This is a genomic window from Halorussus lipolyticus (genome assembly GCF_029338375.1).
Taxonomy (GTDB): domain Archaea; phylum Halobacteriota; class Halobacteria; order Halobacteriales; family Haladaptataceae; genus Halorussus; species Halorussus lipolyticus.
In genome coordinates this window covers 3,247,036-3,267,938 of the sequence record NZ_CP119804.1, presented here as the reverse complement: position 1 = coordinate 3,267,938, position 20,903 = coordinate 3,247,036, and the positions used below count along the sequence as shown (strand labels likewise).

Genomic DNA, 20,903 nt, shown 5'->3' with positions numbered 1-20,903 from the left:
ACAATGTTGTCGCTCAAAGCCATCGGAAGCGTGCTCGTGTCAGCTGACGTATTGTACCTCGTCGGCGGTATCCTTCTGTTGTACCTCGGTGCGGAACTGCTCGTGAGTAGCGCCTCGTCGCTGGCCATCGGGTACGGAATCGCGCCCGCGACGGTCGGCGTCACCATCGTCGCGTTCTCGACGACCGCACCCGAGTTGTTCGTCAGTCTCATCGGGGGCATCGGCATCTCCAGCGACATCGGACTGGGCAACATCATCGGTTCGAACATCGCCAATATCGGTCTCGTCTTGGGAGCGTCCGCGCTCGTCCAACCCCTGTCGGTCAACTCCAAACTCCTGTGGCGGCACGGTCCGTTCATGTTCGTGGCGGCGGTACTGCTCGTCGTCCTCGGGAGCGACGGGAGACTCGGCCAGATGGACGGTGCCGGGATGCTCGCACTACTGGCGGTGTTCACCGGCTACCTGCTGTACAAATCTCGGACCGCGGACGAAACAGTCGTCCCCGACGAGATGCAGGTCGAGGACGAGGACGGGTCGGCGAGCGTGCGCGAAATCGGTCTGCTCGTCGGTGCAGGCCTCTGCCTCCTCGGCGGTTCGTTCGGTCTCGTACAGGGCGGGACCGGTCTCCTCCGAGCGTTCGGATTCGGCGACCTCTTTATCGGCATCACCATCATCGCGTTCGGCACGTCGCTCCCGGAGCTTGCGACTTCGCTCGTGAGTTCCATCCGCGACGAGTCGGGCTTCAGCATCGGCAACGTCGTCGGTTCGAACATCTACAATATCCTCGCGGTCATCGGCCTCCTCGCGGTGGTGAACCCGCTTTCAGTGAACACCGACGTTCAGACCTTCCACTTCCCGATGATGATCGGCTTCACGGTCGGCGCAATCGGGCTGATGGCCTACGGCCGACAGCTGTCGCGGCGGAGCGGCCTCGTGCTTCTGAGTGGCTACTTCGGGTTCATCTACCTCCTATTCCCGTAATCACATAACGCAAGACCTACTTTTCGGGGTGAGCTACTCCCCGATAGAATGTTCGGTCGTTTACGACATCCTCTCTCCGCGGTTGCCGTGACGATGGCGCTCACGCTTCCGTGGCTGTTCATCTGGGCGACGGATAGCACACACTCACTCGGTCACTTGCAGACGGTCGCCGTGAGTGGTGTCGCAGTCCTCGGTGCATCCTTCATGCTCGCGTGGGCCGCCGAGACCGCCGAGGAGGACGTTCCCCGCGCCTTCGCGCTGGCCGTCCTCGCGGTCCTCGCAGTCGCACCGGAGTACGCAGTTGACGCGCTGTACGCGTGGACTGCCGGTGCGAACGCCGGGACGCCGCGCGGTGCCGAGGCCGCGAACCTCGCGGTCGCCAACATGACCGGCGCGAACCGCATCCTCATCGGTCTGGGCTGGTCGGCCATCGCGCTGTTCACCGTCTACCGCGCAGGGAGCGCCCGAGACCCCGCGGTCAACAAGGAGTCCGGATTCCTCAAGGGGAACGTCGAACTCGACCGCGACATCGCCACCGAAATCGCCTTCCTGCTGGCGGCGACCGCGTTCGCGTTCTTCGTCCCGTTCGGCGGCGGCATCGGCATGGTCGATACCGTCGTCCTCGTCGGTCTCTACATGACCTACATCGCCATCATCATCCGGGGCGACGTCGAGGAGACCGAGGAGCAAGTCGGCGTCCCGGCTTACTTCCAGTCGTACTCGAAGGGGCCGCGCATCGCCTCCATCCTCTTTCTGTTCGGCTACTCGGGCTTCATGATTTACTCCGCGGTCCATCCCTTCGCTCACGGTCTCGAAGCGCTCGGGCAGTCCATCGGCATCCCCGCGTTCTTCATGATTCAGTGGATTGCGCCGCTGGCGTCCGAGTCGCCGGAACTCATCGTGGTCGCCTACCTCGTCAACAAGGCGCGCTCGACCGCCGGGTTCAACGCGCTCATCTCCTCGAAGCTCAATCAGTGGACGCTCCTCATCGGGACGCTCGCGGTCGTCTACAGCATCGCCGCGGGCGACATCGGCGCGCTTCCCTTCGACGAGAAACAGCGGGCCGAAATCTGGATTACCGCGGCCCAGAGCTTCTTCGCCATCGCCATCCTGACCAACTTCGAAATTAGCGTCCGGGAGGCAATCGGTCTGCTGGTGCTGTTCGCCAGCCAGATTATCGCGGAGTTCTACGTCATCCAGACCATGGCAGACGCACAGGCCCACGAAATCAGCCTCCTCATCCTGTACGCCTACACCGTCGTCTACCTCGTCCTCGGCGCAATTCTGTTCGTCCAGCGTCGCGGCGAGGTCCGCGCGCTGTTCGGCCGAACCGTCTCGAACGCTCGGGACGCCATGGGCGGCCAGTCGGGCCGCCCCGAACACGCTGACTGAGGGTACCCGACCCATTCGACGCGCTTTTCTTCCGGTCGCGCCGTAGTTTCGAGCGTGATTGCCATCGTCGTCAGCGACGCCGACTCGGCCTCGGTTCACATCGGCGACCACCTGCTGGACCTCGCCGACTGGGAGACCCACGAGGACGACTCCCGACCGGACGCCGAGGGCGGCGGCACGGTCTACACCCGCGAGGGCTTCGAACTCCGGGAGTTCGACGCGCTCCACCTCGAAATCGAGGAGACAGCCGAACCGTTCCGGGATTCGACCGGCCACCCCGAAGACCCGGACCTGCTCGTGTTCGCCTCTCGCCACTCCGGGGACACCGGCCCCCTGTTGACGGCCCACTTCACGGGGAACTTCGGCCCGGCCGAGTACGGCGGCACCGAGGGCGGCCTCGCCGAAACTTGCCCGAACGCTCACGCTCGACTCCTCGACGCCTTCGAGGAGTACGCCCCCGAATCCTACGAGGTCGGCATGGAGTGTACCCACCACGGTCCCTCGGAGGTCGGGGTCCCCTCGCTGTTCGCCGAACTGGGGAGCGACGAATCGGAGTGGGACGACCCGGAGGGGGCGCGAGCAGTCGCTCGGGGCATTCTGGACTTGGCGGGGGTCGCTCCGCACCGGGAGCGCCAAATCGTCGGCTTCGGCGGGGGCCACTACGTCCCGCGGTTCACCCGAATCGAGCGCGAGACCGACTGGGCGGTCGGTCACATCGCGGCCGACTGGGTGCTGGACGCGATGGGGTCGCCCGAACAGAACCGCGAGGTGATTCGGCGGGCCTTCGAGGAGAGTCGCGCCGAGCGCGCCGTCGTGGAGGGCGAGTACCCCGAACTGAAGCGCGTGATTCGAGAACTGGGCTACGACGTGGTGGGCGAGACGTGGGTCCGCGAGACGACCGGGATTCCCCTCGAACTGGTCGAGCGTCTCGAATCCGACCTCTCGGGGATTTCGGAGGGCCTGCGCTTCGGGGGCCTCGCGGCAGGGTACGAGAACGATTCCGGCGAGTACGAGTGCATCGACCTGCCCGACGAACTGCTGGTGGAGACCCAAGGCATCGACGCCGACGAGACCCGCGAAATCGTTTCGGCCCACACGATTGCGTTCGAGACCGAACAGAGTGGCACCCGCGCCGGAGGCCGGGCTGTGGTCCGCGGACCGAGCGACCGCGAGGCGCTAGTCGCAGAGTTGGCCGACCTGCTGGGCGAGAAGTACGATTCGGTGGCGCGCGACGACGGCGAAATCGTCGCCCGAACGACCACGTTCGACCCCGAGAAGGCCCGGACGCTCGGAATCGAGGAGGGACCGGCGTTCGGAAAGCTCTCGGCGGGCCAGTCGGTCACGGTCGGCGGCGACGAAATCGACCCCGAAACCGTTCAGTCCGAGGAAGTTCTGCGGTTCGACTGGTAATTTCGACCGCCTGACGTGGTAAATGACACCGAATGTCAGACATTCGTCCGACATAGAGGGGAAAGATAATTAAGCTCCGTTCTCAAGCCAACTTCAGCATGGACTCGCTAGTCGAAGACGCCATCGAGGAAGCCGAGGGGGGACAGGACTCCCGACAGGCCAGTTCGGGGACTGGGGCGAAGTCGCAGGCCGCGAACGCGTCGGGCACGATGACCGACGAGGAACTCAAAGACGTTCTCCAAGACCTCCAGACCGACATCACGGTGGTCGGTTGCGGCGGTGCCGGCGGTAACACCGTCAACCGCATGGCCGAGGAGGGTATCCACGGCGCGAAACTCGTGGCGGCCAACACCGACGTACAGCACCTCGTGGAAATCGAGGCCGACACCAAGATTCTGATGGGCGAGCAGAAGACCCAAGGCCGGGGTGCTGGCTCGCTCCCGCAGGTCGGCGAGGAGGCCGCCCTCGAAAGTCAGGAAGAAATCTACGACGCCATCCAAGGTTCGGACATGGTGTTCGTCACCGCCGGACTCGGCGGTGGCACCGGCACCGGTTCGGCCCCGGTGGTCGCCAAGGCCGCCCGCGAGTCCGGCGCGCTGACTATCTCCATCGTCACCACGCCCTTCACCGCGGAGGGCGAGGTCCGCCGGACCAACGCCGAGGCCGGTCTGGAGCGCCTGCGCGACGTTTCTGACACGGTTATCGTCGTGCCCAACGACCGCCTGCTCGACTCGGTGGGCAAGCTTCCGGTCCGACAGGCGTTCAAGGTCGCCGACGAGGTGCTGATGCGCTCGGTCAAGGGCATCACGGAACTCATCACCAAGCCCGGTCTGGTCAATCTGGACTTCGCCGACGTTCGCACCGTCATGGAGAAGGGCGGCGTGGCGATGATTGGCCTCGGCGAGAGCGATTCGGACGCCAAGGCCCAAGATTCGGTCAAGTCCGCGCTCCGGTCGCCCCTGCTGGACGTGGACATCTCCGGCGCGAACTCCGCGCTGGTCAACGTCACCGGTGGTAACGACATGTCCATCGAGGAGGCCGAAGGCGTGGTCGAAGAAATCTACGACCGCATCGACCCCGACGCCCGCATCATCTGGGGGACCTCCATCGACGAGGAACTCGACGGCGAGATGCGCACGATGATAGTCGTGACCGGCGTCGAGTCGCCCCAGATTTACGGCAGAAACGAGGCCCAGCAGGCCAAGGCCAACAAGCGACTGCAAGACATCGACTACGTGGAGTAGTCCGCTCCGCTCGGAGTCGTTCGGCCTCCTCGGCCTCCTCGGCCCGCCCTGCCCCGCCCTCTCCCCTCGTTCGCCGGTTCGGTAGCGATGGCTATCCCAAATTGCTCGGGAGCGACCAGCATGGCTGAGTGCGCTCGGTGGACCAACCGCCGGGACGCGCTCGGTGACACAACCCACCAGCGAACGCTCGGCCGACCAATCGATAGGGTGGGATGAAGGGGCCGCCCGGTCGCGTCCAATTTAGTCGTCTGAGCGACCCCTATCTGCGCCGGGCGGTGCGGAGAGGCGCAGATATGTCGCTCAGCGACCGCCGGAGGACAAACCGCGTGACCGCGACCGGGCGGGGCTTCAATAAAACGTCACCACCCTGACTCCGCGGTTTGCGCTCATGGCCACTCAACCAGAAGGTCCGACAGATACCCGACACCCACCCAAACCACCGAGCGCATAGCAATAGATAGAAAAAGGACGGTCTCTAAGCCCCGATAACATGGATGTCAAGCTAGACCTCTCGTCGTACGTTCGAGTGCTGAAGCTCGCCAGCACGCCCTCGTGGGAGGAGTTCTCGAAGATTTCGAAGATTGCGGGTGCGGGAATCATCCTCGTCGGCCTGCTCGGCTTTATCATCTTCGCCATCATGAGTTTCATCCCAACGTAGGTGACGCAAAATGGGAATGTACGCAGTCAAGACGACCGCGAGTCAGGAGCGCACCGTCGCAGACATGATTATCAACCGCGAGGAGCCAGAGATTCACGCGGTCCTCGCCCCCGACTCGCTGACGAGTTACGTCATGGTCGAGGCCGACAACGACGCGGTTATCACCCGCGTTCTGGAGGAGATTCCCCACGCTCGGAGTATGGTGCCGGGCAAGAGCGACATCTCGGAAGTCGAACACTTCCTGTCGCCGACGCCGGACGTGGAGGGCATCGCCGAGGGGGACATCGTGGAACTCATCGCCGGGCCGTTCAAGGGCGAGAAAGCGCAGGTTCAGCGCATCGACGAGGGCAAGGACCAAGTGACGGTCGAACTCTACGAGGCCACGGTCCCGATTCCGGTGACGGTTCGTGGGGACCAGATTCGGGTGCTGGACTCCGAAGAACGGTAACTGGCTGACGCGGCTGTTTTTGGCGTTTTTGTCGGTGGTAGTGAGTCGCTGGTGTGGGGTTTGCTTCGTATCGGGGTACGTTGCTCCGCCGAAGCGAGTTACGGGACAGTTGTTCAGCAGAAGCTAGCTATTGCCGAAGCCGAGGCGTCTACCGCCCCGCTACCGCGGGCCACACCCTCCCCAACCGACTGTGTTGTCTGCGAACCACGTTCGCAGATCAGCGAGACGCTCCGCGTCTCGCTAGCCTCGGCCGATGGCCTGCGCTACTCATCCACCGGCAGACAAACCGCGTCTGCCGAGCAGTCGGTCGTCGTCCGAGAGCGACGCTCTCGTGATCACGAAAATCTTCGATTTTCGAACGACTACGCTCCCGACGACCTCGCGCGGTTCGGCGCGGCATGAACGCCGCGCCGTGGGAGACAAGCTCCCACGAGCCTTGCCTCGCTACGCTCGGCAAGACGCCAGCGCGCGCCGTTTTGAGGTTGTAAAATCCGCTAAACAATTCTATAACTACTCTTAGAAAACAATGTAGTTTCCTAAGCAACGAATTACATTACCGAAGCTTGAACTCCACGCCCTCCACGCTCCCGCCGTCGTCGCTCGTGAACGCGCTGGCGACTCCAGCGCCGAGGGCGTAGGCCACCGCCTGCGAGCCACCGCGAACGCGCTCCATCAGGTTCCGCTCGGGGGCGAACTCCTCGACCGTGACCTCCTCGACGCCGAGGTCCCCGGCGAGACGGTCTTTCACGTCGCGTTTGGTCCCGAGTTCGTCCACCAGTCCGATTGCGGCGGCCTCCTCGCCCAGATACACCTTGGCCTCGGTGTCCCGGACCTGCTCGTCGCTGAGGTCCCGGCCGTCGGTCACGCGGTCCACGAACTCGTCGTAGTAGCCGTCGATGAGGCCCTGCAGATACTCGCGCTCGTCCTCGGACATCCCCTTGAGCGAGTTGCCCGCGTCCTTGTACTTGCCCGCTGTCAGGCGCTCGTACTCCAAGCCGAGTTTGTCGGCGGCCTCCGCGGCGTTGACCCGCGAGCCGATGACACCGATTGAGCCGACGATGCTCCCGTCGCGGGCGTAGATGGTGTCACACCCGCTGGCTATCCAGTAGCCGCCGCTGGCGCAGGTGTCGGTGGCGTAGGCGACCGTCGGGCCGTCGAAGCGCTCGGCCGCGATTCGGATGTCGTCGCTGGGCACGACCTGCCCGCCGGGCGTGTTGAGTTTCAGCAGGAGGGCTTGGGCGCTTTGGTCCTCGTCGGCGCGCTCGATTTGCTCCACGATGTCGTCGGCCGAGGACCCGCCGGGCCGAGGAGGGAACCCACCCCCGCCGCCATCACGAGTAATCGGCCCCTCGACGGCGACCTCGGCCACGTCGTAGCCGGCGAACCGCGAGGAGGCCACACCTCCGGCCGCCCGCGCTCCGACGACGCCCGCGAGGACCGCCAGCACGACGCCGAGCAGTCGCGCGAGGTTGCCGTCGGGAATCACCACGAACAGCATCCACCCCAGCGCGACCGCCACCGCGACGCCGACCAGAATCGAGAAGAACTGTGCGACCTGCGCGAGCCGTGAGCTACCGGCCACGGCTCCTCACCTCGATGAATCGCATACCACCGATTGAAGGCGTGTACGCCGTTAAGCCTTCGCCTACGCTGAAACAGATTGCTTCGACTTGTCGAGGGGAAGGTGGACACGAACCGCAGAATCGGTGTCGTGATGTTCTCTCGAAGCCCCCGCCCGGTCGCGGTCACGCGAACGAAGTGAGTGTGACCTCGGAGGACGCGGTTTGTCCTCCGGCGGTCGCTGAGCGACATATCGGCGCTCTCCGCACCGGAAGACAACCCGCGTCTTCCAAGCCATCGTCGTCCGAAAATCGGAGATTTTCGTGATCACGAAAGGCTTCGCCTTTCGAACGACCTCACTCCGTTCGGCGAGACACCGCCCGCGCCGATAGGGGTCGCTCAGACAACTAAACTGCACGCGACCGGCCGGCCCCTTCATCCCACCCATCAGTTGTTCGGCCGGGCGTTCGCTGGTGGTTTGTTCGGCCGAGCGTTCGCCGGCCGCTGGCCGGCAATCATGGTTTCGAGAATTCGAGTACGGAGTTTCGTCGTCTTCGTCGAGTTCAGAACGCCACGACCGTCGAACCCACGAGGAAGATGGTCACGAGGAGTCGCCCCACGCTCCCCGCGAACGTCGCCAGCGCGAACTTGAAGTAGTCCTCCTCGAGGACCGCGAAGGCGTAAATCGACACCGTGTCCGGGAAGAAGGGCACCGAGAGCGCCACCGCCATCCCGAGGTAGCCCCACTTCTTGGCGAGTTCGACCGTCTTGTTCTCGGACCACTCGATGATGTCGAACCGCGAGCGCCGGAGATAGCTGATGATTGGCCCCGACTCCTTGGCCTCCTGCCCGATGTGGAACGCGAGGATGCTCCCCGCGGCCTTGCCGACCGCGCTGACCAAGATGATGATGCTCAGGCGCTCGACCTGCGTCAGACCGAGGTCGAGCGGGGCGACCAGCACCACCTCACTCACGCCGGGGAGCGCGAACGCGATGAGGAACGAGTAGACGAAGATGATGCCGAGACCGACCCAACCGGTCGCTGTCTCTACCAGATGTTCCAACCACTCGAAGGACCCGAGACCGAGACCTTCGAGGAGCGCGGGGGCGACGACGGAGTACACGCTCGGAGAAGGAGGGAGCACGATTATCAGTTTTATGTCTTGGTCGAGCGAGGTTTCGCCCGAAAAGAGGTCCGAGTGCGGCAAACAGACTCATACCTATCCGGACGCTACTCGGTTCCATGTTCGACCACGAGTATACGCTCGTCGCCCATCCCCGACTCCGAGCGCGACTCTCCTACCGGAGCGACGAGGGTGACCTCGCGGCCGCGAGCGTCGAGTTCGACTACCGGCGCGACGAGATTTGGACCGAGGAGGAAACCGGAGTCGCCCTCCCCGACGACACCGACCATCCCGACGAGGCCGACGTGGAGTGGCAGGGCCTCTCGATTTCGCTCTACCGGGACGGCGAGCGCCTGCTGTCGCGGGAGTTCTCGTCGGACTCGCTCGTCTCGGACGCCATCGACGTGGTGAACGCCGCCGAGGCAGTCGCGCCCTCGGTGGTCCGCCGCGGCAAAACCATCGCCAAGCGCGTCGTCAGCAAGCGCCCCGGCGGCCGAGTCGAGATGCGCCAACTCGACGGCGAGACGGTCGAAGCACTCCGACCACCGGCCCAAGCCACTTTCGAGGTCTACGAGGGCAAAGACGAGAAGTGGCGCTGGCGACTCGTCCACGACAACGGTAACGTCATCGCCGACTCCGGGCAGGGCTACTCGTCGCGCCAGTCCGCCGAGAAGGGCCTCCGGAGCGTCAAGCGAAACGCGCTGGGCGCGCCGGTCGAGCGAATCGGCGGCGAGACCCAGCGCGACGTGCGGTCGAGTTCCGACGCTGAGAACGAGAGTTCGGGCACGGAACCCGCCGAGTCGTAGTACTGTTCGACCGCGTCGTGACTCACTCGTCGCCCGACGCCGGGAAGTAGGCGTAGGAGTGGCGTGCGTCGAGGTCGTACATCAGCGTCCCCTCCGGCATCCGGAGGAGTCGCCACGAGATGTAGAGGTCGCCGATAGCGCCCGAGGTATTCACCACGAGGACGAGGAAGGCCGCGAGCGCGACCGAAAACGGCTCCACCGCCAGCAGAGGCGTCAGAACCGCGGTAAAGACTGCCAGCGGTGCGAGGGCGACCACGAGGTTGTCGCGCCGGGTCTGGAACTGGCCGAACGCGGCGGCGTAGGCCGCGCCCATGTTCCACGCGATGCCGTACCGAACCCGGTAGCCGAGGAGTCGGTAGACCAGTCCGTGAACCACTTCGTGGACGACGACGGTTCCGACCGATAGGACTCCGACGACCGCGATACCGCGAGGACCGACGGTGAATTCGAGGGTCGCTCCGGGCCGGAGCGCGCTCATCACTCTCCCGAAGACGAAGACAGCGGCCACGAACAGGGCCAGCGATCCGACCGAGAGTGCCAGTCCCGGATACTCGAAGGTGACCGGTTCGCGGTAGCCCTCGGGCGGGTCGGGTGGGTCCGGAGTCGGCGCGCCCGGTGAACCGTCGTCGTCCGCTTGGGTGTCCGACGCCGCGTCTGGCGGTGCCATGTCGTCCCGACAGACAACGAACAGACCGAAAAATGATGCGCCGACGAGTTCGGCGGGCCGGGCCTCACAGCGAGTCGAGGTCCGCGACGAACGATTCCAGCATCTCGCGGGTGACGTGGGGCATGCAGACGATGCGGAGTTCGCCGGTCGCGGTGGGCGAGACGCGCCAGCCCTCGGCCTGCAACGCTTCAATCTCCTCGCGGGGGATGTCGGCCGCGACCAGCGGTAAAACCGGTTCCACCACGTCGTAGCCGCGGGATTCGAGCGCGTCGGCTATCCACTCGGCGTTTTCCTGTCCTCGCTCGTAGTTCCGGCGGTAGCCATCCGACCAGAGGGCCTCCATCGCGGCGTGTGCCCCGGCCACCCCGGCCCCGCTTCGGGTGCCGGTCAGGGTCGCCTGTGAGGTCGATTCGAGGTAAGGCGTATCGACCGCCAGCGCGTCGAGGACTCGCTCGTCGCGGGTCAGAAACCCGCCCGCGGGGACCGGGGCTTGGCCCATCTTGTGTGGGTCGATGGCCATCGTGTCCACCGGCGCGTGGTCGAAGTGCCATTCCCAGTCGGTGAACGGCAGGACGAACCCGCCCCACGCCGCATCGACGTGGCAGAGCGCCCCCACGTCGTCGGCCACGTCGGCGAGGGCCGGGATGGGGTCAACTCGCCCGTACTCGGTGGTTCCGGCGACTCCGGCGACGAGGGCGGTCTCGTCATCGGCGAGGCGTCGGACCTCGGCGAGGTCGGCCCGCCGGTCGTCGTCTACCGGCGCGAGGCGTAACTCCACGTCTAGCACGTCCGCAGACTTCTGGAAACTGAAGTGGGCGCTCTCGGGCGCGACGACGTTGGGCGTGGGTGTGTCAGAAAGGTTCCGAGCGGCCCGGACCGCCTGTAGGTTGGCCTCGGTCCCGCCGCTGGCGACGTAGCCGTGCGGGTCGTCGAGGCCGGTCATCTCGCCGAGGAGGCCGACGGCCTCGCGCTCCAACTCGGCGACTGCCGGGTAGGTCGTCGGGTCGCCGGGGTTGTCGGCGAGGAACTGCCGGGCGGCCTCGCGGGCGTCGGGGTGGGGTCGGGTACACATCGAGGAGAGGACTCGCCCGAAGTCCTGCGACTCTCTCTGCATGCCAGAAAAAATTGCCGGGGACCGTTTAGTGGTTCTGTTATCGGTTTCGGGGGTTTCATCGGTGACACGAGATGGAACTGGGAGCGTTGGTCAGAAGCGTTGGGAGGCGGGAATGAGCTTCGTATTCGGATTACTGCGTGGACCCGTTCCAACAAGAGGTGACGGCGACAGGGAGCTAGCTTCAGGCTTGAACATCGCCGTCTACCGCACAGCAACGTCACCGCTACCGCGGGCCACACCCTCCCCAACCGATTGCGTTGTCTGCGAACCACGTTCGCAGATCAGCGAGACGCGAAGCGTCTCGCAAGCCTCGGCCAATGGCCTGCGCTACTCATCCACCGGCAGACAAACCGCGTCTGCCGAGCAGTCGGTCGTCGTCCGAGAGCGACGCTCTCGTGATCACGAAAATCTTCGATTTTCGAACGACTACGCTCCCGACGACCTCGCGCGGTTCGGCGCGACGCTAAAACGTCGCGCCGTGGGAGACAAGCTCCCACGAGCCTTGCCTCGCTACGCTCGGCAAGACGCCAGCGCGCGCCGACAGCAGACACTTAATTAGTAGTGTTTAAGGAATAGATGCTGGTTCCTAGGCAACCAAAAAGTTGTTTAGAACGGTCGGTGTTCGACCGCGTAGCGGTCGCCGTGCTTCTCGTAGTCCGCGACGGTGTAGAGTTGGAGTCGTCGCTCCTGTTTGGTCTTGACGCCGAAATCGTAGTTCTCGGCGTCGTAGCCGAGTTCCGCCCCCTCGGCGAACGCCCGGTGGTCTTCGAGGCGCTGGCGGTTCTTCTCGTCTGCGAACTCCTCGATTTCCGCGAGGCGGTCGTCGAACACCTCCCGGAACTCTCGGCTGAGTTCGTAGCCCACCGAATTTCGCCCGGCGACCATCGCCGCGAGGCTGGTGGTGCCCGTGCCCCAGAAGGGGTCCAGCACGGTGTCGCCGTAGACCGAATACATGTTGACCAGCCGATAGGGGACCTCGAAGGGGAAGGCGGCCGAGCGCGTCCGGAGTTCGTCGTGGTCCAAGTCTTGGCCCTCGCCCTGCACGTCGGTCCAGAGGTCCGAGAACCAGTCGTTTCGCTCCTCCCAGAAGTACGCCGACTCGTATCGGTGGTCCGCGCCGGGATTGAACGACCGACTCTCGGGGCCGTTGCGGAACAACAGGACGTACTCGTGTTCCAGCGTGGTGTAGGCGTTGGGCGGCACCATCCCCGACCCCATGAACTTCGTGAGGCTGTTGACCGGTTTGCGCCACAGCACGTCGGGCAAGAGGTGGAAGCCCCGCTCCCGAAACCGAGTAATCAGTTCGGCGTGGTTGGGGTAAAGTTGGAACCCGTCGCCCACGCTCCGGGTTGCGTCGCCGACGTTGACTGCGGCGATGCCGCCGTCCACGAGGACCCGCGAGAGTTCGTCCCACACGGGGTCGAGCGCGGCGTGCATCGCCTCGAAAGCAGACTCGCCGTCGCCCCGTGCCACGTGGTCCTCGATGTCGGGGTTCAACTCTGCAAACAAATCGTCCCACATCTCTATCATGGGATACGGCGGCGAGGTCACGACGAGTTCGACAGAGCCATCGCCGACTGCGGTCATCTCGCGGGCGTCGCCGACGTGAATCCGGTGTTCGGTCTCCATCCGCTCTGTGGTGCTATCTCTGGTCCCACAGAATTATTTTTCGGTTCAAAACAGTTGTAACTTGTAGACGACCGCGCTCAGGCCATCGCCGGGGCCTCTTCGGCCTCCAGCAGTTCGTGGTAGCGGTTGCGAATCGTGACTTCGCTGATGTCGGCGACTTCGCTGACCTCGGCCTGCGTGGTCTTCTCGTTGGTCAGGAGCGCGGCGGCGTAGACGGCCGCGGCGGCCAGTCCAACCGGCGACTTGCCACTGTGGACGCCCTTTTCCTTGGCGGTCTTGAGGAGTTCGCGGGCGCGGTGTTCGGCCTCGTCGGAGAGGTCGAGTCCGGAGGCGAACCGCGGGACGTAGCTCTCGGGGTCTGCGGGCTTGACCTCCAGATTCAGTTCGCGGACCACGTAGCGGTAGGTCCGGGCGACTTCGCTCTTTTCGACACGCGAAACGTCGGCGATTTCGTCCAGACTGCGCGGGACGCCGGCCTGTCGCGCGGCGGCGTAGACGCAGGCCGTCGAGACGCCCTCGATGGAACGGCCGGGCAGGAGGTCCTCGTCGAGCGCACGTCGGTAGATGACTGAAGCGGTCTCTCGGACGTTGTTCGGCAGGCCGAGCGCCGAGGCCATCCGGTCGATTTCGCCGAGGGCCTGCTTGAGGTTGCGCTCCTTGGAGTCGCGCGTTCGGAATCGCTCGTTCCACTTGCGGAGCCTCTGCATCTTCTCTCGCTGGCGGGAGCCAAGGGAGTTACCGTAGGCGTCCTTGTTCCGCCAGTCGATGTTAGTCGAGAGGCCCTTGTCGTGCATCGTGTTCGTGGTGGGCGCACCGACGCGGGACTTCTCGTTCTTCTCTTTGGAGTCGAACGCGCGCCACTCCGGCCCGCGGTCCACTTGGTCCTCGTCTACGACCAGTCCGCACTCCTCGCAGACCGTCTCGCCGTGTTCGGTGTCGGAGATGAGATTGCCGCCACACTCGGGACAGGCGGTCTTCTCGCTCGATTCTTCCTCTACTTCTTCCTCTTGTTCCGCTCGCTTGACTCTAGTGCTTACGTCTGACATGTTGATTCCTCGTTGACGGAGATGGCGTGGGCTACCGGGCAGGGAAAACCTGGAAAACCCCGGACCTCAGTTCCTTAACGTTGCGTTGTTCCGAAAGGTATTTAGTATTTTCGGAATTGGCTTTTTCGGTTCTCGTGAACGGGTCTCACACCCGGTCGAGACGGCCGTCTCGCTCGACCCGAGATAAAAATTTAAGTATAGCATTTCGAGTTCGACCGGGGTTGCCGGGCGATTTAACCCAGCGGGGTGCCAATCGCCCGACGATGGACGCCAAGACCGAGCGAATCGTTTCGCTGGCCCCGAGCGCGACCGAAATCCTACAGGCGCTCGACGGGAGCGACCTCCTCGCGGGAGTCACTCACCACTGCGAGGCCGACGCGCCGGCGGTCGGCGGATGGCTCAATCCCGACTACGACGCGATTGCCGACCGCGACCCGGACCTCGTGCTGACCGCCGACGACTTGCAGGCCGACATCGCGGCCGACCTCCGAGAGCGCGGCCACGAGGTCTACCACGCCGCACCCGCCACGCTGGAGGAGGTAGTCGAGTCCTTCGCAGACCTCGGCGAGGCGGTCGGTCTCCCAGACGAGGGGTCTGCACTCGCCCGCCGGGCCAGAAGCCGACTCGCTCGCGTGGACCGCCTCACGCCGGACGACGACCACCCAGTCGTCTACTGCGAGGAGTGGTCCGAACCCCCGATGGCCGCGGGCAACTGGGTCCCCGAGGCGGTCGAGGCCGCGGGTGGTCGCTACCCCTTCGTCTCTCCCGGCGAACGTTCCCGAGAGGTCTCTACCGCCGAAGTCGAAACCGCCGGTCCCGACCACGTCGTCCTGCACGTCTGCGGCCACGGCGACCGTGCGGACCCCGAGGACATCACCCGGCGCGACTGGGACCTCCCGGCGATAGAGCGTGGCAACGTCCACGTCCTCGACGACTCACTGCTGAATCAGCCGAGTCCTCGACTCGTGGAGGGCATCGAGACGCTCGCTGTCAAACTCCACCCCGACGCGCTGAACTCGTGACGTTCCGGTTTTCGGTCGGTCTCGTCACCAGTTTTCCGAAACGTTCCTCCTCGGACTATCGCAATCACCAAGTTCGTTCGATGCCACCGCACGCTCATGCGAGTCGGCGTCGGTAGCACCAACCCAGTCAAGGCGTCTGCGACGGCATCGGCGCTCGAAGCGTTCGCCGAGACCGAGGTCGAACCGGTCGCGGTCGAATCGGGCGTGAGCGAACAGCCATTCGGCGAGGCCGAAACTATCGAGGGTGCGGAGAACCGCGCCGGAAACGTCCTCACGGCGGGCGACTACGACCTCGGGGTCGGACTGGAGGGCGGCGTCGCCGAAATCGAGTCTGCGGACGGTCTCTTTCTCATCATGTGGGCCGCCGCGACGGACGGCGAGCGAGTGGGTCGCGGAGCAGGGCCGCGCCTCCGCCTTCCCGAATCTATCGCCAACCGGGTCCGGGACGGCGAGGAGTTAGGCCCGGTCATGGACGACGTACTCGACATGGAGAACGTCGCCGAGAAGCAGGGCGCGGCGGGCGCGCTCACCGGTCACGCCATCGACCGCGAGAGTGCGCTCCGCCAAGCAGTCGCCGGCGCGCTCGGACCGTTCGTGACCGAGTTGTACGAGTGACCGGGGTTCTGTACCGCGCGCTCGGCGTCTTCGTTCGACTGTTCGGCGTGGGAGTCGCGGTATTCGGCGCGTTCGTCGCCACGAAGTCCCCCGAAACCGGATTTCCGGTGTTGCTCTTTGGGGCTTCGTTCGCGCTTCGGCCCCACCTCGTCGGGAAGGCGGTCGATTGGGTCCGAATACTGATTTATTAAAAGAGATTACTCAGTCGTCGGTGGGTTCCGCCGGGTCGGCGGCGGCCCGCGCGTCCTTGCTCTCCTCGACGGCGGTGGTCAGCGAGACGTTCAGCACGAACATCGAGGCCACGCCGCCGACCAGCGTGACGACGTTCTTGACTGCGTGGTCGAGGATGGCCGCGCCGAGGGCGACGCTCCATCCGAGGGGCGTCAGACCGACCACGAGGAGCGTGAAGGCTCCTTCGTAGAGACCCACCCCGCCGGGCGAGAGGGGCAGGACCTTGGCGAGGTTGCCGACGCTGACCGCGAAGAAACACACCGCGGTCAGCATCACGGGCGACAGCGACACGTCGAAGGCCATCAGCACCAGCAGGGCAGTCACCACGTCGAGCGCCCAGATGGCGAGGCTCGAAACCCCCACGGTGAGGAAGGCGCTCCGGTTGCCCGCGACGGTCTGGACGTCGCCGGTGAATCGCTCGATGACGCCCGCCACGTAGTCGGCGTAGGAGTCGTTGCTCAGGCCCGAGACGATGCCGCGGACGAAGTTGCGGTCGGACCGGGCGCTGGCGACGATGACCCCGACTGCGAGGATTGCCGCGAGACCGACGCCCCCCGCGACGTAGAGTGCGGTCTGTCCGGCCGCGCCGTATTCGCCGCCTTCAGCGCCCGAGGGGGCGGACCCGAACAGGGTCGATTCGAGGCCGCCGGTCGCGCCGGTCAGCGCCAGTCCGATGAGGACGACCCCGGCCAGCATCGTAATCGTCAGCAGGTCGAAGACGCGCTCGACCGCCAGCGAGGCGAACCCGGTCGGGTAGGGAATCGAGCGCCGGGCCTTCACGACGTAGGCCCGAACCGCGTCACCTGCCCGAGCGGGGAACACGAGATTGCCGGTCTGACTGACGAATATCGCCCCCGTCAGAAAGCCCGCGTCCTCGGTGTAGCCGAGTTCTTCGAGGATGTCCCTGTAGCGCGTCCCGCGGAGGGGCCACGACAGGGCGTAGACCAGCGCGGCAACCCCGACCAGCGCGGGGTCGGCGTTGCTCATCTGGGTCAGCACCTCGTCCAGCGGGAGGTACTGGCCCATCAACAGGACGGCGACGATGGTCAGGAAGATTCCCGCCGTGATGGAGACTCGCTTGGTGATGCGTGGTTGGACCGAGAACTCCCACCAGCACCGCATGATTTGGCTCCCCATCCCGAACACGTCCCGAACGATGTCCACCTTCGAATCGCCCTTGGGTTCCCAATCGACCGCGAACTCCTTGATGTCGTAGCCCCGGCGCTGGGCGCGCACGAGGACTTCGGTGTCCCAAAACCAATGCTCGTCCTCTACCTCCGACAACACGTCGAACAGCGCGGTCCGGTCGAACGCCTTGAACCCGCACTGGTGGTCGCGCATCTTCGAACCGAGGAAGAGTCTGGTCAGGCCGTTGAACCCCCGACTCGCCACGTCGCGCTTGGCCGGGCGGTCGGCCGTCTCGCCGGGCATCCACCGCGACCCGGTGGCGAAATCGTACTCGCCAGACCGGACGCTTTCGACCAGTTCTTCGAGGTGGCGCATGTCGGTGGCGAGGTCGGTGTCGAAGTAGACCAGCGTCTGGCCGTCTGCAGACTCGAACGCTCGGTTCAGCGCCCCTCCTCGGCCGAGTCTCTCGTCGCTGTGGTAGTGTCTCACCCGCTCGTCTTCTTCAGCCATCCGGTCGGCGATTTCGGGCGTCCGGTCTTCGCACCCGTCCTCGGCGACGATGACCTCGAAGGCCCCCGCGGGAAGGAATTCGTCTAACGTGGCGAGCGTCGTCGCTACGGTGTTCTCGATGGTCGCCTCCTCGTTGTACGCCGGGAGGACGACGCTCACCTCGACTGCACGACCGCTCATTATCGAAGATAGTCTGTCCACCTGCCTAAGTACCTTCTGCTCCGTTCCGGCGGGTTCACGTCTGTAGGCCGGGCCTTTCGGCGTCGTTCAGTCTCGTTCACGCGGAAAACGCCTCGTGGAGGAGTTTCGCGGTGTCGTTACTCGCGAGTAACTCGGGATTACGGGTACGTTTCGACCGGGCGAATCCCGAAATGTGAACTATCCCCATACGGGTGAGACGCACGACGGATTTCGACCGAAACTCCCGATTAACCAGCTGTACCAACAGCCCCCTCGGGGGTTGTTTATTCCACTGTAATTTAATATGAAATCGCAAGAGGGCGGCGTGTTAACTCCCCGTACCAAATCCCCTAAGGCGGTTTCTCTCTAAGGTGCATGTAAGTCATGAGCACGACCGCAACTGCTGGCACGACCGCCCTGACCGACAAACAACAGCGCATCCTCCAGTACCTCCGCGAGAACGGCCAGATGAAGACCTACTTCAAGTCCCGCCTCATCGGCGAGGAGTTAGGCATGACGGCCAAGGAAGTCGGCGCGAACATGACCGCCATCGCTGACGGGGAATTCGACGTGGACGTCGAGAAGTGGGGCTACTCGTCCTCGACCACGTGGAAGGTCACGACGTAAGTCTGACCCGACACAGAGACCGCTGTACACTGCTGGCACGCGCTCGGGGGTTTCCGCACCGTCGGTTCCGGGCCGCTGTCGCCCTTCTCTCCCGCTTTCTTCGAGACCGTCTCGTCGTTCGAGAGAGTCGTCAAAGAAACATCTACAATTGTTAAAGAAATAATTCGAAGTCTGAGAAGTGGAGCGACGTTTCTTATCGCGGTTCGACGTGCATCTCCACCGAGTCCTTCGGTTGGAGCGTCAGCGCGATGTCCACCTCGGGGAGTGAGTCGTAGGCCGGTTCGAAGCGGAACCGCCGGGCGAGCATCGAGATGGCTATCTTCATCTCCATCATGGCGAAGCGCATCCCGATGCAGTGGCGCGGCCCGCCGCCGAACGGGAAGTGGGCGTACTCGGGAATCTCGTCGGCGAAGTCGTCGGTCCACCGCTCCGGGCGGAAGGTCTCGGGGTCGTCGTAGTAGCGTCCGTCGCGGTGGATGCTCCACTGGGGCATCGTGACTGTCACGCCTTCCGGTACGTAGTACTCGCCGAGTCGCACGTCGGTCTCGGTCTCGCGGAACAGTTGGGTGATGGGCGGAAACAGGCGGAGCGCCTCCTGAATTACCCGGTCGAGATACTCCAGTTTCGAGATGTCGCGGAACGACGGCGGGTCCCCGCCCAGCACCTCGTCGAGTTCCGCGAGGAGCGTCTCCATCTTGTCGGGGTGAGTCGCCAACAGGTGCCACGTGTAAGTCATCGCCAGCGAGGTGGTGTCGTGACCGGCGAGCGTGAACGTCAGCAGTTCGTCGCGGATAACCTCGTCGGTCACGTGGTCGTTTTCATCGCGGGCCTCCAGCAGAACCGACAGCAGGTCCGGCCCCTCCTCGTCGTCGGCGAGTCGGCGCTCGATGAGTTGGTCGGTGATGTCGTGGAGGTCCGACAGACTCCGGCGGTACTTCAAGTTCCGGAGGGTCGGGACCCACGGCGGGAGGAGGGTGTTGTACGACGCGCCGAACCGGAGTTGGATGGCCTCAACCGCGTCGTGAATCCGCTCTTTGGTCTCGTGGTCGTCCTCAACGCCGAACAGGGTGCTGGTCAGCACCGACAGCGCGAGGTCGTTCATCACGTAGTCGAGTTCGACCGGGCCGGACTGGCGGGCCATCCGGTCGGCCATTCGGTCTACTACGGCCACGATTTGCTCGGCGTACTTCTTGATGTGGTTCGGCCGGAAGGAGGGTTGGAGGAGCGACCGGCGCTGTTCCCACGTCTCGCCGTCCACCACGAAGACGCCCTCGGCGGCGTGGCCGAAGCTATCCTTGATGAACTGCCCCTTGCCGAACTTCTCGTTTTTCTCGACCAGCACCTGTTTGACGAGTTCGGGGTCGGCGACCACCAGCGCCGGCGAGTTCATCAGCGAGAACGAAACCACGTCCCCCAGCGGTTCGCAGTTCTCGTAGAACGAAAGCCCCTCGTTGAAGAACTGGTGGGCGTTCCCGAGGACCGGGACGCCCTCCCGTCGGGGTATCTCGTCGTAGGAACGTGACGTTGCCATGGCTACACGGTCACGTCGATTTGTAAAGAGGCTTCTGTTTGTTAAAATATTCGGGGAACCGCCGGAATATCGCGGGTCGCCGACCACAAGTCCGGGCGACTTCCTCACTCGCGCCACGACCGGTCGGGCGACCATCCGAGCGTCTCCTCGGCCTTGGTGGCATCGAGGAGTCGCTCGTGGCCCACAAACGAGCCTCGGACCTCGGCGTCGTAGCAGTCCGCTAACTCGTCACTCGGCGCGTCTATCGTGGTATCCGGTGCGGACCCGAAGAAGACCTCGTGGCCGGAGAAATCGGCGTCCAGCGCCCTAATCGCCAGCCTCGCGGCGTCGTCCAGATGGAGGTAGGCGAACAGCGTCTTGCGCGCCTTCTCGAAGAATCCCGCCTCGCGGACTGCCTCGGGCGACCGGTCGGCCTCGGCGAAGACGGTGCGTAGCTCGTCGTCGCCGACCACCAGCGGGAACCGGAGCGACGAAATCGTGGTCGGCGCTCCCTCCCGACGCCCGAATCCCTCGGCGACGACCTCCGAGACCTGCTTGCCGAGGCCGTAGGGGTTCGAGGGCGTCAGGGGGTGGTCCTCGTCTACGGGGAGGTACTCGACGCCCACCGAGTCCTCGAACCCCGCGCCCATCGCCGAGAGGCTAGACGCGAGGACCACCGTCTCGATTTCGAGGGCCTCGGCGGCTTCCAGCACGTGATACGGCGTCTCGGCGTTGCTCCGAAAAGTGACGTGGCCGGGCGTCCGGTCGGGCCGGGGAATCGTCCCGAAGTGGGCCACGGCGTCGGGATTCGCTTTCGCCAGCGACCCATAGACCTCGCCGGGGTCCAACAGGTCGGTCTGAAGATACTGGTCGGCGATTCGCTCCCGGCGTTCTCGTCTGCTCAGATTGACGGTGCGATAGCCTCGCTCGGCGAGTTCCGCGAGGACCGCCGAGCCGATTTCGCCGTTCCCGCCGGTGACTGCCACGGTGTCCATAGAGAA

21 protein-coding genes are annotated in these 20,903 nt (G+C 64.6%); 11 read left to right on the top strand and 10 right to left on the bottom strand.

Annotation, left to right across the window (positions count from 1 at the left end):
• The first annotated feature begins 36 nt into the window (after positions 1-36).
• The 6 genes from P2T57_RS16425 (at position 37) to P2T57_RS16400 (ending at position 6,133) form a co-directional block, all read left to right on the top strand.
• Positions 37-981 carry a calcium/sodium antiporter gene (locus tag P2T57_RS16425; RefSeq protein WP_276300303.1) on the top strand — a complete coding sequence of 315 codons (945 nt, stop codon included), beginning with the start codon at positions 37-39 and terminating at the stop codon, positions 979-981.
• 48 nt (positions 982-1,029) lie between these two features.
• Positions 1,030-2,373 carry a sodium/calcium exchanger protein gene (locus tag P2T57_RS16420; RefSeq protein ID WP_276300302.1) on the top strand — a complete coding sequence of 448 codons (1,344 nt, stop codon included), beginning with the start codon at positions 1,030-1,032 and terminating at the stop codon, positions 2,371-2,373.
• 54 nt (positions 2,374-2,427) lie between these two features.
• Positions 2,428-3,783 carry a D-aminoacyl-tRNA deacylase gene (locus P2T57_RS16415; RefSeq protein ID WP_276300301.1) on the top strand — a complete coding sequence of 452 codons (1,356 nt, stop codon included), beginning with the start codon at positions 2,428-2,430 and terminating at the stop codon, positions 3,781-3,783.
• 98 nt (positions 3,784-3,881) lie between these two features.
• Positions 3,882-5,027 (top strand): cell division protein FtsZ, encoded by a 1,146-nt coding sequence (ftsZ, locus tag P2T57_RS16410; RefSeq protein ID WP_276300300.1) that lies wholly within the window; start codon positions 3,882-3,884, stop codon positions 5,025-5,027.
• A 490-nt stretch (positions 5,028-5,517) separates the two neighbouring features.
• Entirely contained in the window at positions 5,518-5,685 is a 168-nt protein-coding gene (locus P2T57_RS16405) for a protein translocase SEC61 complex subunit gamma (protein WP_276300299.1), read from the top strand.
• 10 nt (positions 5,686-5,695) lie between these two features.
• Positions 5,696-6,133, top strand: coding sequence for a transcription elongation factor Spt5 (locus P2T57_RS16400; RefSeq protein ID WP_135825507.1), 438 nt, complete (start codon positions 5,696-5,698; stop codon positions 6,131-6,133).
• A 553-nt stretch (positions 6,134-6,686) separates the two neighbouring features.
• Here P2T57_RS16400 and sppA read toward each other — a convergent pair.
• Complete coding sequence (gene sppA, locus P2T57_RS16395) at positions 6,687-7,631, bottom strand: signal peptide peptidase SppA (protein WP_276302123.1); 945 nt, start codon at positions 7,629-7,631, stop codon at positions 6,687-6,689.
• A 625-nt stretch (positions 7,632-8,256) separates the two neighbouring features.
• Positions 8,257-8,817: a YqaA family protein gene (locus P2T57_RS16390; RefSeq protein ID WP_276300298.1), complete on the bottom strand. Its 561-nt coding sequence runs from the start codon at positions 8,815-8,817 to the stop codon at positions 8,257-8,259.
• A 119-nt stretch (positions 8,818-8,936) separates the two neighbouring features.
• Between P2T57_RS16390 and P2T57_RS16385 the strand changes: the two genes are divergently transcribed.
• Positions 8,937-9,623 carry an HVO_2922 family protein gene (locus P2T57_RS16385; RefSeq protein ID WP_276300297.1) on the top strand — a complete coding sequence of 229 codons (687 nt, stop codon included), beginning with the start codon at positions 8,937-8,939 and terminating at the stop codon, positions 9,621-9,623.
• Between the two features lie 22 nt (positions 9,624-9,645).
• On the opposite strand, the gene P2T57_RS16380 is transcribed toward P2T57_RS16385, so the two are convergent.
• The 4 genes from P2T57_RS16380 to P2T57_RS16365 all read right to left on the bottom strand — a co-directional run bounded on the left by P2T57_RS16380 (position 9,646) and on the right by P2T57_RS16365 (position 14,079).
• Entirely contained in the window at positions 9,646-10,290 is a 645-nt protein-coding gene (locus tag P2T57_RS16380) for a DUF3267 domain-containing protein (protein ID WP_276300296.1), read from the bottom strand.
• 64 nt (positions 10,291-10,354) lie between these two features.
• Complete coding sequence (mfnA, locus tag P2T57_RS16375; protein ID WP_276300295.1) at positions 10,355-11,404, bottom strand: tyrosine decarboxylase MfnA; 1,050 nt, start codon at positions 11,402-11,404, stop codon at positions 10,355-10,357.
• Between the two features lie 606 nt (positions 11,405-12,010).
• Positions 12,011-13,033, bottom strand: a complete 1,023-nt coding sequence (locus P2T57_RS16370; protein ID WP_276300294.1) for a DNA-methyltransferase — start codon at positions 13,031-13,033, stop codon at positions 12,011-12,013.
• Between the two features lie 77 nt (positions 13,034-13,110).
• Entirely contained in the window at positions 13,111-14,079 is a 969-nt protein-coding gene (locus P2T57_RS16365; protein WP_276300293.1) for a transcription initiation factor IIB, read from the bottom strand.
• A 263-nt stretch (positions 14,080-14,342) separates the two neighbouring features.
• Between P2T57_RS16365 and P2T57_RS16360 the strand changes: the two genes are divergently transcribed.
• The 3 genes from P2T57_RS16360 to P2T57_RS16350 all read left to right on the top strand — a co-directional run bounded on the left by P2T57_RS16360 (position 14,343) and on the right by P2T57_RS16350 (position 15,907).
• Positions 14,343-15,101: a helical backbone metal receptor gene (locus P2T57_RS16360; RefSeq protein WP_276300292.1), complete on the top strand. Its 759-nt coding sequence runs from the start codon at positions 14,343-14,345 to the stop codon at positions 15,099-15,101.
• A 96-nt stretch (positions 15,102-15,197) separates the two neighbouring features.
• Entirely contained in the window at positions 15,198-15,716 is a 519-nt protein-coding gene (gene yjjX / locus P2T57_RS16355) for an inosine/xanthosine triphosphatase (protein ID WP_276300291.1), read from the top strand.
• The gene (locus tag P2T57_RS16350; protein WP_276300290.1) at positions 15,713-15,907 is read left to right on the top strand and encodes a hypothetical protein; all 195 of its coding nucleotides are present in this window, start codon (positions 15,713-15,715) and stop codon (positions 15,905-15,907) included. The genes yjjX and P2T57_RS16350 overlap by 4 nt, the downstream gene beginning before the upstream one ends.
• 10 nt (positions 15,908-15,917) lie before the next feature.
• Here P2T57_RS16350 and P2T57_RS16345 read toward each other — a convergent pair whose 3' ends face one another.
• Entirely contained in the window at positions 15,918-17,765 is a 1,848-nt protein-coding gene (locus P2T57_RS16345; RefSeq protein WP_276300289.1) for a flippase-like domain-containing protein, read from the bottom strand.
• 384 nt (positions 17,766-18,149) lie between these two features.
• Between P2T57_RS16345 and P2T57_RS16340 the strand changes: the two genes are divergently transcribed.
• Positions 18,150-18,392: a DUF7123 family protein gene (locus P2T57_RS16340; RefSeq protein ID WP_276300287.1), complete on the top strand. Its 243-nt coding sequence runs from the start codon at positions 18,150-18,152 to the stop codon at positions 18,390-18,392.
• On the opposite strand, the gene P2T57_RS16335 is transcribed toward P2T57_RS16340, so the two are convergent.
• The 3 genes from P2T57_RS16335 to P2T57_RS16325 form a co-directional block, all read right to left on the bottom strand.
• Positions 18,356-18,526: a hypothetical protein gene (locus P2T57_RS16335; protein ID WP_276300286.1), complete on the bottom strand. Its 171-nt coding sequence runs from the start codon at positions 18,524-18,526 to the stop codon at positions 18,356-18,358. The two genes, P2T57_RS16340 and P2T57_RS16335, sit on opposite strands and share 37 nt — an antisense overlap.
• 59 nt (positions 18,527-18,585) lie before the next feature.
• Positions 18,586-19,923, bottom strand: coding sequence for a cytochrome P450 (locus tag P2T57_RS16330; protein ID WP_276300285.1), 1,338 nt, complete (start codon positions 19,921-19,923; stop codon positions 18,586-18,588).
• A 104-nt stretch (positions 19,924-20,027) separates the two neighbouring features.
• Positions 20,028-20,897: an NAD-dependent epimerase/dehydratase family protein gene (locus P2T57_RS16325; protein ID WP_276300284.1), complete on the bottom strand. Its 870-nt coding sequence runs from the start codon at positions 20,895-20,897 to the stop codon at positions 20,028-20,030.
• Between the last annotated feature and the right edge of the window lie 6 nt (positions 20,898-20,903).